Raw genomic sequence first — 15,303 nt, 5'->3', positions numbered from 1 at the left:
CAGTATGTTGAGCAGTGTAAAAATATGATTGAAAGAAGCGTGAGCAAGTGAAGCGACTCATTCCATTGAAAAAATACAGTCTTTATATCATTGCGGGGATCATGATCGTGATCACCATCAGTTTCTTCGCTTTAGCAGGGAAAGGGGAAAAAAGCGCAGAGCCAAGTGTATTAAAGGAAAATAAAGAAAGCCCAGTCACATTGGAGGAGAAACAAGAGAGTGCAGAAAGTGAACCACCACCCATTGTTGTAGAGGTCAAAGGAGCTGTAAGGAAGCCAGGGGTTTATACGTTTCAATCAGAGGACCGGGTTGAGGAAGCGATTAAAAGAGCAGGAGGCTTTACAAGTAAAGCGGATACGTATGAAATCAATCAAGCGGCAAAATTAGAGGATAGTATGATGATTTATGTTCGAAAGCAGGGAGAAGCTGAGAAGCAGACGCAAACATCAGCAACTGACATGTCATCTGGGATTGAAAAGAGTCAAGGTGTCAATGTGAATCAAGCCGATGCAGCGGAATTGCAATCAATTAACGGAATCGGACCAGCCAAAGCAGAAGCCATCATTGCCTATAGAGAGGAACATGGAGAATTTGAACAAATTGAAGATTTGCGGAACATTTCGGGTTTTGGGGAGAAGACAGTCGAACGGCTGAAAAGTCAATTGACCGTTAAGTAGAATTGACGGTATAGAAGAAAGGCATGTACACTTAATACCAACCATCATTCTGGAGGGATCAGCTCGTGGAAAGAATTTCATGGAATCAATATTTTATGGCACAAAGTCATTTGCTTGCTTTACGAAGCACCTGTGAGCGGTTAGCTGTTGGGGCGACCATCGTAAGAGACAAGCGCATCATTGCAGGAGGATACAATGGCTCCATTGCCGGTGATGTCCATTGTGCAGATGTAGGATGCTATGTCATTGATCATCACTGTGTACGCACAATCCATGCGGAAATGAACGCCATTTTACAATGTGCCAAATTTGGCGCACCAACAGCTGATGCTGAAATATATGTCACGCATTTTCCTTGTTTGCAGTGCTGTAAAGCCATTATTCAAGCAGGCATTCGAACAGTGTATTATGCGAAGGATTATAAAAATCATCCATATGCTGTCGATTTATTCGAGCAGGCTGGCGTTCAAACGGAACAGGTAGAACTAGATGAAATGATCATTGACTTAAAAAATCAAGAAAAATTAGCCTTTGTTGCAGATTTAATCGGCAAGCTAAGTGAATCAGGACTTAGTGAAACAGAAGTACGACACATGCATGAAAAGGCGAATCAATTATTTACTTCCTATGTTTAACTATTTGCCGTTCGGGGCGATTTCAGCAGCAGTCGGAATTGCCCTGGCCGCATCTCATCTTCATATGTATTTCCTTCTCTTTCTTCTCATGATATTACTTCTCAGCCTACTGAAAAAAACACCTCAGCTCTTTCTGATGGTTAGCTTGTGCGGAACTATCTATACACTCATCTTTATGGTTCATCAGTCGTTTGAAGCGGATCATGCTGTAAAAGAAACATCATTTTCTGGTTCAGTTGTGGTTGAAAGTATTCCGAAAATAGATGGCAATCGTTTTTCAGCGACCGTGTCAGAAAAGAATGACCGGCTCGCGGCTTTTTATACGATTCAAACTGAGCAAGAAAAAGAATTGCTGAAAGGTATAGAGCCAGGGATGAGCTGTCACGTGATAGGTGATATTCGATTACCTAAACAAGCAACCATTCCTAACGGGTTTCAATACGATCAATTTCTAAAAACAAAAGGAATTGACGCTATTTTCTTACCACAGTCTATCAAAAGCTGTTCAAAAAAAGACAGCCCTTCACATTACCTTGCTTCTATGAGACAAAAGGGCTTGAAATTTTTAGAGGTTCATGTTCCAAAGAGCTCTGCTGGAATTGTACAGGCACTCATTTTTGGAGATCGTGAATTGATTGATCCTGACACGTTAAGAGATTATCAAATGCTCGGCATTATTCATTTACTAGCGATTTCAGGACTGCATGTGCAAACGCTTCTCGCTTGTTTATTTTGGTGTCTGCTTCGTGCCGGCGTGACAAGAGAGACAGCGCGTATTCTTTTATTATGTTTTCTACCGGTGTATGCTTGTTTGACAGGTGCTGCGCCATCTGTTTTAAGAGCTTGTCTAATGGCAGGATTCTATTTAGTGATCACTAGCCTGCCAAAAGAAATGAAACAGCCTTCTGCGATGGTATTAAGCGCGACGTTTTTGCTCTTATTGGCCATTCATCCCCTTTATTTATTTGATATTGGCTTTCAGCTTTCATTCGTGGTGACGTTTTTTATTTTGTTGTCCACTAGGATCCTATCAAAAGCGAAAGGTGCAGTGATGCAATTATTCCTCATCTCCTTTGTTGCACAGCTTGCTTCGCTCCCTGTTCTGTTATATCATTTTCAGCAATTTTCTTTGCTGAGCGTCCCTTTGAATATGATGTTTGTCCCTTTTTATACAATGGTTGTCATGCCTCTGTCCTTACTCTTTTTTCTTTTGTCTATTGTTTACCTTCCGCTTGGTCAAACATTGTTTCAACTGCTTGATAAAGTGATCCAGCTGAGTCATCAGTTATCAGCTCATATGGCTGATTATGATGGGTTCAACCTGATTTTTATGAAATCTACTTGGTGGCAAGTTCTTCTTGAAGTTAGTTCCATTATTTTTTTGTTATTTGTGCTGGAGTGCAAAACTTCCGTGAAGTCTTATACTGTGCCAATTCTTTTTCTCATTGGTGTGCTGAGCGTACACTATTTTACTCCGAATTTTCTCCAAAAAGGAGAGGTCACAATGCTGGATGTAGGGCAGGGAGATAGTTTGTTTATTCAGCTGCCTTATCGGATGGGGCATCTATTAGTAGATACAGGAGGCAGACTTTCTTTTGAAGAAGAACCGTGGAAAAAAAGACGTAAAGTGTCTACAATTGCTGATCAAACGCTCATACCGTTTCTGCATTCAAAAGGCATAGCAAAACTGGATGTCCTCATCCTCACACATGCGGATCAAGACCACATAGGGGAAGCGGTTCGTTTAATCAAGCGAAATAAAGTAAAGCGACTGGCCGTGCCAAAAGGCTTCGCCCGAAGTCCAGAGGATGCACAGCTATTAAAAGAAGCAGCTGATAAAGGGGTACCTGTTGATGAATTAGAGAGAGGGGATAAGCTTCAGGTTGGAGGGCAAGAATTCGAGGTTCTTCATCCGGCACGAGATCGGGTGACAAGTAAGAATAATGATTCACTTGTGCTTACCTTTACTCTTGGCGGGAAGCGTTTTATATTCACCGGAGATCTTGAACAAGAAGGTGAACGAGACATCAAAGAAGTTTATCCTCATCTGCGAGCGGATGTACTGAAGGTTGGACATCACGGGAGTAAAGGATCAACAAGTGAGGAATGGCTTCAGCATCTGAGACCGTCGTATGCACTGATTTCGGCAGGTGAACGAAATCGTTATCAGCATCCTCATCAAGAAGTCTTGAATAAATTAAAGGATCAACAAACGACGGTGTACCGTACTGATATCAATGGAAGTGTGACCTATGAATTTCTCGAAGAGGCTGGAACGTTTTACTCGCATCCTCCATATGATATCTTACAAAATCAATAAAAAAACTGCCAAAATGGCAGTCAAAAAGCATTCATGAAGTTAAGATCCAACGAGGTGTATAATTGTTGCCAAAATAAACATTGAGGCGAAAAATCCGAATGTGACGATAAAACCAACAGCTGAGTCGATCGCATCATTTCGCTTGCTTTGAACATTTTTTTCAAATTCATTCATTTTCATCCCTCCTGGCTAATTTTAGTATACTTGAACTCATTTGGAATTGCTAGAACGTAAAGTAACCGTTTTCCATTTTCATGATCATTTTATGAATATCGTCTGACGCCAGCTGACCCGGGAGCTTGCGCCAGACGTTTACTATAAATGAGGAGGCGGTACTTTCAGCTTCCTCTTTACTAATGTCTCAACACACTTTAGGATAGAGGAGAAAGTGAAAGAGAGGGATTCAGGCGTATGGTCTTTGAGATATGGAACAATTTTAAAAAAGGGGATATCCATCCCGTTTATTGCTTATATGGAAAAGAAACGTATTTACTGCAAGAGACAGCTGCTAAACTGAGACAAGCTGTGGTTGACGAGGAAACAAAGGATTTTAATTACTCTGTCTTCGATATGGAAGAGGTGCCGCTTGAACAGGCTGTCACGGACGCAGAAACATTTCCGTTTATGGGAGAACGACGTCTCGTTGTGATCAAGAATCCTTATTTTCTTACAGCTGAAAAGAAAAAGGAGAAGATAGAGCATCAGCTTTCCGTGTTAGAAGCTTACTTAGAAAAGCCAGCGCCCTACACGATTCTTGTGTTATTAGCACCATATGAAAAACTGGATGAACGTAAGAAAATCAACAAATTGCTAAAAAAGAAAGCTGCTGTGGTCGAGGCGAAAGAGTTAAATCCTAAAGAAACAACTGATTTTACCATCACGCTGGTGAAGACAGAAGGAAAAGCCATCACCGCCGAAGCGGCTGAGCAGCTTGTGATGCTATGTGGTGGGAGTTTGTCCTCTCTGTTCCAAGAGGTTCGGAAGCTAAGTACATATATTGGGCAGCGAGAGGAAATTGAGTTAGCAGATGTCAACCAGCTCGTTGCACGCAGCTTAGAGCAGAATATTTTCGAACTCATTAATCAAATTGTAAACAGACGCCGCTCTGAGGCGATGCAAATGTTCTATGACCTGCTGAAACAAAATGAGGAACCCATTAAAATATTGGCACTCATTTCAAATCAATTTCGATTGATTTTGCAGACGAAGTACTTTTCTCAGCAAGGATATGGGCAAAAACAAATTGCTTCAAATTTAAAGGTCCACCCATTCCGGGTCAAACTTGCCATGGACCAGGCCAGACTGTTTTCAGAAGAAGAGCTAAAGCATATCGTCAAAGAGCTCTCAACCATCGATTATGAAATGAAAACAGGTAAAAAGGACAAGCAGCTATTATTAGAATTGTTCCTGCTTCGATTATTAGGAGCTTGAACATAAAAAAACGACCTTCTAAAAAGAGGGTCGTTTTTGTTTAGATGTATAATTGCCAGTCTGTCCTTATGGCTAAGCCGGTCAGGACGGACGTACAGTTAAACAGGTGCCTCATCACTGAGGCGTTGCAAACATTATGCAGAAAGTCCGTTTACTTGTTTAGCAAGTCTTGATTTGTAACGCGCAGCTGCGTTTTTGTGTACAAGACCAGTTTTAACGGCTTTGTCAATGCGTTTTGCAGCAGAAGAAAGAGCAGCTTTTGCTTGCTCAGCATCGTTGTTAGCTACAGAAACTTCAACTTGTTTAATCGCAGTACGCATCGCAGACTTAATAGTCACGTTGTGTGCACGGCGTTCGTTATTCGTTTTTGTACGTTTGATCGCTGATTTAATATTTGGCATGTGTTTCACCTCCTAAGATACAACCTAAACACAATTGTCTTAAGGTTAAATCTTCACAATAGAACAAGTTGTATTCTATCAAACACACCTTTAGAATGCAATATAAATGTAAAGTATTTTTCATTGATGAAGTGCTCGAATGTTTCTTTAGAGAGATGGAAAGACTACTGTTAATTACTTGGTGGAAGGAGACTTTTCATGAAGAAACAGAAACTCGATTTAAGTGCTTATCAAATCCGGACAGACTTGGCCGTTGAAACAAAAGAGATATTAGAACAAGAGAACGATCCTAATGTCGTCAAAAAAGATGGCATTCAAGGGATTGTCGAGAAGGAAAAGGAAGAGCACGGGATCCGCATACGTACTGTGGAGATTACGAAAGAAGGAGAAGAGCTGACGGGGAAAAAGGCGGGTACATACTTGACGCTTGAGGCGCAGGGAATTCGGGAGAAGGATTCTGAGATGCAAGAAAAAGTAGTCGAAGTCTTCGCCCATCACTTTGCTCAGTTTTTAAAAGACAGAGGAATTCAGGCAGATGCGAGCTGTCTTGTAGTGGGACTAGGAAACTGGAATGTCACGCCAGATGCTTTAGGACCACTTACAGTTGAAAGCTTGCTTGTGACCCGTCATCTATTTGAATTGCAGCCGGAAAATGTACAGGAAGGCTATCGCCCAGTGTCCTCTTTATCACCTGGTGTGATGGGACTGACTGGAATTGAAACAAGTGACATTATACAAGGCGTGATCGAACGATCCAAACCCGATTTTGTCATTGCCATAGATGCACTTGCTGCTCGCGCGGTGGAACGGGTGAATACAACGATTCAAATATCTGATACAGGCATCCATCCAGGATCTGGTGTAGGGAATAAGCGCAAGGAATTAAGCAAAGAAACACTGGGTATTCCAGTAATTGCGATTGGCGTCCCGACAGTGGTTGATGCAGTGACGATCGCAAGTGACACGATTAATTATGTTTTAAAGCATTTTGGTAGAGAACTGAAAGATGATAGACCCTCCCGCTCACTTGTGCCGGCTGGTCTGACATTTGGAAAGAAAAAAGTGCTTAATGAAGAAGACTTACCAGATGAAGAAACGCGTCAATCATTCTTAGGAATAGTAGGAACGCTTCCTGATGAAGAGAAAAGACAGCTGATCCATGAAGTGCTTGCACCGCTAGGCCAAAATTTAATGGTGACGCCTAAGGAAGTGGATACATTCATTGATGATATGGCAAACGTACTCGCCAATGGATTAAACACAGCGCTTCATCAAAAAATCTCTCAAGATAACATGGGTTCTTATAATCATTAATCGGTTCTACTTTCTCTAGCTCGCTCATAGTGTAATTACTAGAAAGTGTGCTGGAGGGAGTAAATCATGAAAAAAAGACCCCGCCGTCCTCGACAGTTGGTCGTTGCGATTAATGGAACCAAAGTAGTGAAAAGTATTTTCTTGTTTATTGCCTCTCTTGTTGTCATGTTTGTCATGTCAGGGGCTTTGACGTCTTTAAAACCTGAGCTTAGACCTCAAGCCTCGTTATATGGTGTAGCTGATGAGCTGTCAGGAGCGTTCTTTGCCACACTGATGGGAATGGAAAACCAATATTTCGCCTCAACAGTACCTGAAGATCAAAGAGGGTTCAATTTCTCTGGACTGTCACTCAAGCTTGCGACAAGTATCAATTTAGAAGATCCGCGCAGTTTCCTAGGAAGAGAGCTGCCAGGCTTTGAACATTTTGATACAAAAATCATCTTAGCGGGTGAAGGAACAGACTATACCAACATGCCAATGGAATCGCCGCCGCCAAGTGAAGTCATCAAAGGTGAGAAAGAAGCGAATTTAGCTGAACTGGACAAGCTCGATGAGGATGAGCCGAAAAAGCCTGCTAAAGAGCCGGACCGTTCGACAGGAAAACGAAAAGCCGTGTACATTTATCACACACATAATACGGAATCATATTTACCATTTTTAAAAGGAGAAACGAATCCAAACAATGCACGGCACTCAAAAGTGAACGTCACCCTTGTCGGCGACATGTTTGGAAAAGCGCTCGATCAGCAAGGAATCGGTAATACAGTGGACAAAACTGAGATTGAAAAAAGACTCCTGCAAAAAGGGTTAAAGTATCCGCAGTCGTATAATGAATCCAGATTGGTCGTGAAAGAAGCCATTGCGAAAAATGATGACCTCGAATATTTAATTGATATTCACCGTGACTCAAGAAGAAAGAAAGATACCACTGTGGAGATCAAAGGAAAGAAATTTGCGAGAATCGCGTTTGTTGTGGGGAAGAAGAATCAAAGCTATGAGAAAAATTTAAAGCTGGCAACAGAGTTTCACCATTTGATGGAGAAAAAATATAAAGGTCTCAGCGTCGGGGTGTTTGCCAAAGGAGAAATTGGCGATAATGGAATCTATAATCAAGACTTATCTGATAAAGCCCTTCTTTTAGAATTTGGCGGAGTGGATAATAATATGGAAGAATTGAAAAATGCATCCAATGCAGCGGCTGATGTGTTCAGTGAAATTTTCTGGGACGCAGAAAAAGTAAATGGCAAAGCAAAGGATGAGAAAAAACGTTCTTAAGGTGGTGACGGGCATGGGCTCATTTATTGGAAAAACCATTATTTTAGGATTGGTTTTACTGTTTGGTGTCTTCTTAGGAATGCAGCAAGCCAATAATGGTATGCTGCAAATGAAGGGCTACCATGATCCGCAATTAAAAGGGGCTTTCTCTATTCAAATGAACGATGATCAAGAAAGGGAAGCTTCAATCTTAGGAACGGCTGTCACAGAAAAGGATTTAGCTGAAAAACAAAAGCAGCTTGAAGAAATAGAAAGCTTTAATGCCTTCTCCAAGGCCGGAAAAGCCCTATCTGATGGCATGACACACGCAGCCCGTTCTCTTTATGACTGGGTGAATGGTAAATAACCATTCAATTTAGCACCACCATGGATTTCATTTCATGAGATATCACCCTTTTGAGAAAAGCCGCTTACACCGATGAGCGGCTTTTCTTGATTTCGATTGAATCTTTACAGCCCTATTGATATAATCTAACCTAGCGCAACCCGCGTTTTATAGTAGGAGTGATAGATTGTGACAGATAAAGAAAAACGATTAGAACGGCAATCAAGAATTCGAAATTTCTCCATTATCGCCCATATTGACCATGGGAAATCCACATTGGCGGACCGAATTTTGGAAAAAACAGCGGCGATTACTCAACGAGAAATGAAAGAACAATTACTTGATTCCATGGACTTAGAGCGTGAACGCGGCATTACGATTAAATTAAACTCTGTCCAGCTGAAATATAAGGCGAAGGATGGAGAAGAATATATTATGCACCTGATTGATACACCAGGGCATGTCGACTTCACCTATGAGGTATCCCGAAGCCTAGCTGCCTGTGAAGGTGCGATTCTCGTTGTTGATGCAGCACAAGGAATTGAAGCCCAGACACTTGCGAACGTTTATTTAGCTCTTGATAACAACTTAGAGATTCTACCGATTATCAATAAAATTGATCTGCCGAGTGCAGAACCTGAGCGTGTAAGAGAAGAAATTGAAGATGTCATCGGGTTGGATGCATCTGAAGCTGTTCTGACCTCTGCTAAGGCGGGCATTGGGATCGAGGATATTTTAGAACAAATCGTAGAAAAAGTGCCTGCTCCAGCTGGAGATCCAGAAGCACCGCTTCAAGCCCTTATTTTTGATTCCCTTTATGATGCGTATCGAGGCGTTATTGCGTACATACGGATTGTTGAAGGAACAGTAAAGCCAGGTCAGAAGATCAAAATGATGGCGACAGGCAAAGAATTTGAAGTACTTGAAGTCGGCGTTTTCACACCGAAAGCAATGCCAACAGACGAACTCACCGTTGGAGATGTTGGCTACTTAACAGCTGCGATTAAAAATGTTGGTGATACACGTGTAGGTGATACGATCACAAGTGCGGCGAACCCTGCGAAAGAAGCACTGCCAGGATACAGAAAGCTGAACCCAATGGTGTACTGCGGACTTTATCCAATTGATACAGCAAAATATAACGACTTACGTGAAGCGTTAGAAAAGCTTGAATTAAATGATTCTTCACTTCAATATGAGGCAGAGACATCCCAAGCACTTGGCTTCGGTTTCCGCTGCGGCTTTCTTGGAATGCTTCATATGGAAATCATCCAAGAACGGATTGAACGTGAATTTAAAATTGACCTCATTACAACAGCGCCAAGTGTTATTTACGATGTGTATATGACAGACGGAGAAAAACTCATCGTAGATAACCCATCCAATCTGCCTGATCCGCAAAAGATTGAGCGCATTGAAGAACCATACGTGAAAGCAACAATGATGGTGCCGAATGATTATGTAGGTTCTGTTATGGAGCTTTGCCAAGGAAAGCGCGGTAATTTCATTGATATGCAATATCTTGATGCAAACCGCGTCAGCATTGTTTACGAAATTCCTTTGGCAGAGATCGTATACGAATTCTTTGACCAGCTAAAGTCCAATACAAAAGGGTATGCGTCCTTTGATTACGAGCTGATTGGCTATCGTCCATCCACTCTAGTTAAAATGGATATCATGCTAAATAGTGAAAAGATCGATGCCCTTTCCTTCATTGTTCACCGCGATTATGCATATGAACGAGGAAAGCTCATTGTAGAAAAGCTGAAAGAACTCATTCCACGCCAGCACTTTGAAGTACCAGTTCAGGCGGCAATCGGTCAAAAAATCGTTGCGCGTTCTACCATTAAAGCGATGCGTAAAAACGTACTTGCTAAGTGTTATGGTGGAGATATTTCCCGGAAAAGAAAGCTTCTTGAGAAGCAAAAAGAAGGGAAAAAGCGCATGAAGCAAGTGGGCTCTGTTGAAGTCCCACAAGAAGCATTTATGGCTGTGCTGAAAATGGACGACAGCACACCGAAAAAATAATATCCTCAAGGCAACCTGCTTTACAATGTATGCCTTGACGTTTATAGTCGAAAACAAACAAAGTTGCCGCAGCGATAAACTGCGGCTCTTTACCTGTAAAGAAGGTGTCATTAAATGAAAGCAGCATACATTCACATTCCATTTTGTGAGCACATTTGTCACTATTGTGATTTCAATAAATTTTTCATTAAAACGCAGCCAGTAGATGAATACTTAGTCGCTCTTGAAAAAGAGATGCAGCACACGATCGAGCAAAAAGGCGAGCAAGAACTAAAGACGATCTTTATTGGCGGAGGAACCCCGACATCATTGACAGTCAGCCAGCTAAATCAGCTCATGGACAGTATTCACCGCGTATTAAAGCCGACAAAAAATCTGATTGAATTTGCAGTTGAAGCCAACCCAGACGAACTATCGCTCGAGAAGCTGCATGTCCTGAAATCAGCAGGCGTGAATCGGCTGAGCTTTGGCGTTCAAACCTTTGAAGACGATTTGCTCAAAAAAATCGGACGAGTTCATCAACGAAAAGATGTCCTAACGTCTTTCGAACGAGCAAGAGCGGTTGGGTTTGACAACATTAGTCTCGACCTTATGTTTGGTTTGCCTCATCAAGAAAAGCACCATGTCATGAATTCACTTGAGACGGCTTTTTCATTAGGTGCAGAGCATTATTCTGTCTATTCACTCATTGTGGAACCGAAAACGGTTTTTTACAACTTAATGCAAAAAGGGAAACTGCATTTGCCGCCGCAAGAGCGTGAGGCTGAAATGTATGAGCTTGTCATGGATGAAATGGAGCGCCACGGATTAAAGCAATATGAAATTAGCAATTACGCCAAACCAGGCTTTGAAAGCCAGCATAACCTCACATATTGGAGCAATGAAGATTACTTCGGTTTTGGTGCAGGGGCTCACGGCTATGTAGACGGCATCCGAAATGTGAACGCTGGACCAGTGAAACATTATTTGGAGCTGATTGAACAAACAGGGTTTCCGTATAAGGAAACGCATCAGGTGACAAAAGAAGAACAGATCGAAGAAGAAATGTTTTTAGGTCTCCGGAAAATCGAAGGTGTTAAAAGCGCCCATTTCCAAGCGAAATATGGAGCAACGCCAAAAATGCTCTTTTCCACTGTTCTTGAAGAATTAGAAGAAAAAGGTCTCATTGTACAAGATGACATCGGGATTCGTTTAACAAGAAAAGGAAAATTATTAGGAAATGAAGTATTTCAAGCATTTCTCGGTGAGTTATAATTGACATTTTAATTTGAGTTTGGTAATTTTGTTTATACAATTAGCACTCGTTGAAAGAGAGTGCTAACAGGGGTGATGATGATGTTAACAAATCGTCAGCTTTTGATTCTGCAAGTCATCATTAATGACTTTATTCGTTCGGCGCAGCCAGTTGGATCAAGGACTCTTTCTAAAAAAGAAGACATCACATTCAGCTCTGCGACGATTAGAAACGAAATGGCTGATTTGGAGGAACTTGGTTTTATTGAAAAGACCCATTCTTCATCAGGAAGAATTCCTTCCGAAAAAGGATATCGTTATTATGTAGATCATTTGCTCTCTCCGCGAAAACTGTCATCTAAAGAGCTTGTGTTCATCCAGTCAGCTTTTCAGGAGAAAATTTTTGAGCTGGAAAAAACAGTTCAAAAATCGGCGGAAATTTTATCAGATCTCACAAACTATACATCGATTGTGCTGGGTCCAAAGCTAAGTGAAAATCGATTAAAGCAAATTCAGCTTGTCCCTGTTCAGCCAAACAAAGCAGTGGCGATCATGATTACAGACAGCGGCCATGTTGAAAACAAAACCATTACCTTCTCTGAGCATCTCGATGTCTCTGATATTGAGAAGCTGATGAATATTTTAAACAGCCGCCTAGCAGGAGTCCCGATGGATCAGCTGAAGGACAGGATGTACAAAGAAGTTGTCATGCTGCTTCGCATGCATTTAAAGGATTATGATCATATTTTAGATGCGCTAGGCAACACATTTACATCGACACAAAACGAATCAAAACTTTTCTTTGGCGGGAAGATTAATATGTTGAATCAGCCGGAGTTTCATGACATTGACCGCATTCGTTCACTGATGATGCTCATTGAGCAAAAGAATGATGTCATGCAGCTGTTTCATCCAAATCAGCAAGGAATCACCATTAAAATTGGCTCAGAAAACAATTTGGAAGCAATGGAAAATTGCAGCTTAATCACAGCGACCTATTCGATTGATCAAAAATCTCTCGGCTCCATTGCTGTCATCGGTCCAACCCGCATGGATTACGGCCGTGTCGTCAGTCTCTTGCATCATGTATCAAAAGACTTGTCAAACGCACTTTCCAATTTGTATGATGAGTAGGGTGATGAAAAGCGGGGGGCACAGCCCCTTCGCATTCTTGAATCTTTTGAGGGAGGTGAACACAATGTCAGAAGAAAAACAGACACCTGAGCAAGAAGCAGAGGTTGAAGCACAAGAAGAAGCAGTTCAAGCAGATACTGAGGAAGCAAAGCATGATGAACAATCTGCCTTCCAAGAGAAAATCGATGAATTGCAACAACTTCTAGATGAAAGAGAGAACAAAATTCTGCGTGTTCAAGCAGATTTTGAAAACTATAAACGCCGTGCTCGAACTGAAGTGGAGACCGTGCAAAAATATCGTTCTCAACATGTTGTCAGCGATCTTCTCCCGGCTCTTGACAACTTTGAAAGAGCGCTTGGAATTGATCCAGACAATGAGCAAACGAAAAGTTTGTTAGAAGGTATGCAAATGGTTTACCGCCAGCTGGTAGAAGCGTTGAAAAATGAAGGCGTTGAACCAATTGAAGCTGTCGGCAAAGAGTTCGATCCAAACCTTCATCAAGCTGTCATGCAAGTTGAAGATGATAACTTCGATTCAAATATCGTTGTAGAAGAATTGCAAAAGGGCTATAAACTCAAAGACCGAGTCATTCGTCCATCAATGGTAAAAGTAAATCAATAACTACATAACATAATGGGAGGTCATCGAATATGAGTAAAATCATTGGGATTGACTTAGGAACAACAAACTCATGTGTTGCAGTACTTGAAGGCGGCGAGCCAAAAGTCATTGCAAACGCTGAAGGAGCACGTACAACACCATCTGTTGTCGCTTTTAAAAACGGAGAGCGCCAAGTAGGTGAAGTAGCAAAACGTCAATCAATTACAAACCCGAACACAATCATGTCTGTCAAAAGACATATGGGTACAGATTATAAAGTAGAAGTTGAAGGCAAGAACTATACACCGCAGGAAATCTCTGCAATCATTCTTCAACACCTTAAATCTTACGCTGAAAGCTATCTTGGCGAAGAAGTAACAAAAGCTGTGATCACAGTTCCTGCTTACTTCAACGATGCAGAACGCCAAGCAACAAAAGATGCTGGTAAAATTGCTGGTCTTGAAGTAGAACGTATCATCAACGAACCAACAGCAGCTGCACTTGCGTATGGTTTAGATAAAACAGATGAAGATCAAACGATCCTTGTATACGACCTTGGCGGCGGTACATTTGACGTGTCAGTTCTTGAACTGGGAGACGGCGTCTTTGAAGTACGCTCAACTGCTGGGGACAACCGTCTAGGTGGAGATGATTTTGACCAAGTCATCATTGATCACCTAGTGGCTGAATTCAAAAAAGAAAATGGCATTGATCTTTCTAAAGATAAAATGGCGCTTCAGCGTTTAAAAGATGCTGCTGAAAAAGCGAAAAAAGATCTTTCAGGTGTATCATCTACACAAATTTCACTGCCATTTATCACAGCTGGAGAAGCAGGACCTCTTCACCTTGAGTTAACGTTAACTCGTGCTAAATTCGAAGAACTTTCTTCTGAGCTTGTCGAGCGTACAATGACACCTGTACGTCAATCACTTAAAGATGCTGGTTTATCTGCTAGCGAGATTGATAAAGTCATCCTTGTTGGTGGATCAACCCGTATTCCTGCAGTGCAAGAAGCGATCAAAAAAGAAACAGGAAAAGAGCCTCATAAAGGCGTAAACCCTGATGAAGTTGTTGCACTTGGTGCTGCAATTCAAGGTGGAGTGATCACAGGAGATGTGAAAGACGTTGTTCTTCTTGACGTGACACCACTTTCTTTAGGAATTGAAACAATGGGCGGCGTATTCACGAAGCTGATTGAACGTAATACTACAATTCCAACAAGTAAATCTCAAGTGTTCTCAACGGCTGCTGACAACCAAACGGCTGTAGACATCCACGTCTTGCAAGGTGAGCGTCCAATGGCAGCAGATAACAAAACATTAGGTCGTTTCCAATTGACGGATATCCCGCCAGCACCACGCGGCGTACCGCAAATCGAAGTATCTTTTGATATCGATAAAAACGGTATTGTGAACGTACGTGCGAAAGATATGGGTACTGGAAAAGAACAAAATATTACAATCAAATCTTCTTCAGGTCTTTCTGATGATGAGATCGAAAAAATGGTCAAAGAAGCAGAAGAAAATGCTGAAGCAGATGCAAAGAAAAAAGAAGAAATCGAAGTGCGCAATGAAGCAGATCAATTAGTGTTTACAACTGAAAAAACACTAAAAGATCTAGAAGGCAAAATCGATGAAGAGCAAGTGAAAAAAGCAAATGATGCAAAAGATGCTTTAAAAGCTGCGATTGAAAAAGGCGAGCTTGAAGACATCAAAGCGAAAAAAGATGAGCTGCAAACAATCGTTCAAGAATTAACGACAAAGCTCTATGAAGAAGCTGCTAAACAAGCACAGGCTCAGCAAGAAGGCGCTGAAGGTGCTCAAAAAGCAGATGACAATGTAGTGGATGCAGAATACGAAGAAGTAAACGACGATCAAGAGAAAAAATAATCACCTTTACTTTTGAAAAAGACTGCTGAAACGTACTCGT

The 15,303-nt window shown here is 41.5% G+C and carries 14 protein-coding genes; 12 read left to right on the top strand and 2 right to left on the bottom strand.

Annotation, left to right across the window (positions count from 1 at the left end; genetic code table 11):
* The first annotated feature begins 47 nt into the window (after positions 1-47).
* The 3 genes from C6W18_RS03315 (at position 48) to C6W18_RS03305 (ending at position 3,632) form a co-directional block, all read left to right on the top strand.
* Positions 48-677, top strand: coding sequence for a helix-hairpin-helix domain-containing protein (locus C6W18_RS03315; RefSeq protein ID WP_105925927.1), 630 nt, complete (start codon positions 48-50; stop codon positions 675-677).
* Positions 678-742: 65 nt separating this feature from the next.
* Positions 743-1,312 carry a ComE operon protein 2 gene (locus tag C6W18_RS03310; RefSeq protein WP_034319441.1) on the top strand — a complete coding sequence of 190 codons (570 nt, stop codon included), beginning with the start codon at positions 743-745 and terminating at the stop codon, positions 1,310-1,312.
* On the top strand, positions 1,305-3,632 hold the full coding sequence (locus C6W18_RS03305; RefSeq protein WP_105925925.1) for a DNA internalization-related competence protein ComEC/Rec2: 2,328 nt from the start codon (positions 1,305-1,307) through the stop codon (positions 3,630-3,632). Before C6W18_RS03310 ends, C6W18_RS03305 begins: the two co-directional genes overlap by 8 nt.
* Before the next feature lie 39 nt (positions 3,633-3,671).
* Here C6W18_RS03305 and C6W18_RS03300 read toward each other — a convergent pair whose 3' ends face one another.
* Positions 3,672-3,806 (bottom strand): YqzM family protein, encoded by a 135-nt coding sequence (locus tag C6W18_RS03300; RefSeq protein WP_003217416.1) that lies wholly within the window; start codon positions 3,804-3,806, stop codon positions 3,672-3,674.
* Positions 3,807-4,043: 237 nt separating this feature from the next.
* On the opposite strand from C6W18_RS03300, the gene holA reads away from it, so the two are divergent.
* Complete coding sequence (gene holA / locus C6W18_RS03295) at positions 4,044-5,063, top strand: DNA polymerase III subunit delta (RefSeq protein ID WP_105925923.1); 1,020 nt, start codon at positions 4,044-4,046, stop codon at positions 5,061-5,063.
* A 134-nt stretch (positions 5,064-5,197) separates the two neighbouring features.
* Here the strand turns inward: holA and rpsT are convergent, their stop codons facing one another.
* Positions 5,198-5,464, bottom strand: a complete 267-nt coding sequence (gene rpsT, locus C6W18_RS03290; protein WP_003217506.1) for a 30S ribosomal protein S20 — start codon at positions 5,462-5,464, stop codon at positions 5,198-5,200.
* Between the two features lie 198 nt (positions 5,465-5,662).
* Between rpsT and gpr the strand changes: the two genes are divergently transcribed.
* The 8 genes from gpr (at position 5,663) to dnaK (ending at position 15,263) form a co-directional block, all read left to right on the top strand.
* Positions 5,663-6,778 (top strand): GPR endopeptidase, encoded by a 1,116-nt coding sequence (gpr, locus tag C6W18_RS03285; RefSeq protein WP_105925921.1) that lies wholly within the window; start codon positions 5,663-5,665, stop codon positions 6,776-6,778.
* A gap of 66 nt (positions 6,779-6,844) precedes the next feature.
* Complete coding sequence (locus tag C6W18_RS03280; protein WP_105925919.1) at positions 6,845-8,053, top strand: stage II sporulation protein P; 1,209 nt, start codon at positions 6,845-6,847, stop codon at positions 8,051-8,053.
* Between the two features lie 13 nt (positions 8,054-8,066).
* The gene (locus C6W18_RS03275; protein ID WP_105925917.1) at positions 8,067-8,399 is read left to right on the top strand and encodes a YqxA family protein; all 333 of its coding nucleotides are present in this window, start codon (positions 8,067-8,069) and stop codon (positions 8,397-8,399) included.
* A 168-nt stretch (positions 8,400-8,567) separates the two neighbouring features.
* Complete coding sequence (gene lepA, locus C6W18_RS03270; RefSeq protein WP_105925915.1) at positions 8,568-10,406, top strand: translation elongation factor 4; 1,839 nt, start codon at positions 8,568-8,570, stop codon at positions 10,404-10,406.
* 114 nt (positions 10,407-10,520) lie between these two features.
* Positions 10,521-11,660, top strand: coding sequence for a radical SAM family heme chaperone HemW (gene hemW / locus C6W18_RS03265; RefSeq protein WP_105925913.1), 1,140 nt, complete (start codon positions 10,521-10,523; stop codon positions 11,658-11,660).
* A gap of 81 nt (positions 11,661-11,741) precedes the next feature.
* On the top strand, positions 11,742-12,773 hold the full coding sequence (gene hrcA, locus C6W18_RS03260; RefSeq protein ID WP_034319455.1) for a heat-inducible transcriptional repressor HrcA: 1,032 nt from the start codon (positions 11,742-11,744) through the stop codon (positions 12,771-12,773).
* Positions 12,774-12,837: 64 nt separating this feature from the next.
* A complete protein-coding gene (gene grpE / locus C6W18_RS03255; RefSeq protein WP_105925911.1) occupies positions 12,838-13,395 on the top strand; it encodes a nucleotide exchange factor GrpE in 558 nt (185 codons plus the stop codon).
* Between the two features lie 29 nt (positions 13,396-13,424).
* Positions 13,425-15,263, top strand: a complete 1,839-nt coding sequence (gene dnaK, locus C6W18_RS03250; RefSeq protein ID WP_034319460.1) for a molecular chaperone DnaK — start codon at positions 13,425-13,427, stop codon at positions 15,261-15,263.
* Positions 15,264-15,303: the final 40 nt, after the last annotated feature.

This window comes from Bacillus sp. LLTC93 (assembly GCF_002993125.1).
GTDB classification, from domain to species: domain Bacteria; phylum Bacillota; class Bacilli; order Bacillales; family Bacillaceae; genus Bacillus; species Bacillus zhangzhouensis.
This window is presented reverse-complemented; position numbering and strand designations above follow the sequence as displayed.